A 902-nucleotide genomic window follows, 5' to 3' on the forward strand; every position below is an offset into this window, starting at 1 on the left:
GATAATGACAAAGCGGTTTATAGATATATAATTTCCTGTTCCAGAACGAACAAGGGATAAGTCATTTCGTGCTTGCATTCCTTGTTGCCAAAGATGCAGATACCTGTGTGCCTACTTGGGGGGCATCTTATGCAGTTAATGGATATCCGCAATACTTAAATATTAAAGCCCTTCGTGTGCAGGTGGTGATGTAATGGTATCCCTTGGTGGTGCTACTAATACATCTCTGGCGATGGCTTGTAAGAGCCTTGACGACCTCGTAGAGTTATATGACTGTATTGTGGTAAATCTAAATCTAAATCTAAATCTGAAAATAATTGATTTTGATATCGAAGGAATGGCTGTTGCGGATTTGGAGTCGATCAATCGCCTAAGTCAGGCGATCAGTTTAGTCCAACAGCGTTGGAAAGCTGAGGGCCGTGCTATTGATGTATGGTTTACTCTACCGGTTATACCGGAAGGACTCACCGCTGATGGAATGAATGTCTTAAATAGTGCTAAAAGTTTTGGTGTGGACTTGTCTGGCATTAATGTAATGACGATCGATTATGGCAGCCCACAATGTCAATCTAACAACACTGAAGGTCAGAATATCCACGGGAATTGTGCCATTAGTGCTTTAAACTCTCTATTTACACAAGTGAAGAGTATTTACCCGGATAAATCTGATGAGCAAGTATGGAACATGCTAGGCACTACACCAATGATTGGATATAAAGATGTTCTTGGTGAGGTATTTTACAAGTCAGATGCAAACCTTGTTCTAGAACATGCACAGCAACACGATTTAGGTATTATTGGGATTTGGTTAATGTTACGAGATCGACCTGGTGTAGCTGGCCAAGTATCACCGGATCATAGTGGATTAACCTCACAACAAGCAGAGGAGTATGGTTTTAGTC

Annotated in this window: 1 protein-coding gene; it reads left to right on the forward strand. The window is 41.1% G+C overall.

The features are described 5' to 3' along the window. Positions 1–193: 193 nt before the first annotated feature. The coding region (locus LG31_RS20895; protein WP_476500320.1) for a glycoside hydrolase family 18 protein at positions 194–902 on the forward strand (709 nt) is incomplete at its 3' end.

It is taken from the genome of Aeromonas lacus, assembly GCF_000764665.1.
GTDB classification, from domain to species: Bacteria; Pseudomonadota; Gammaproteobacteria; order Enterobacterales; family Aeromonadaceae; genus Aeromonas; species Aeromonas lacus.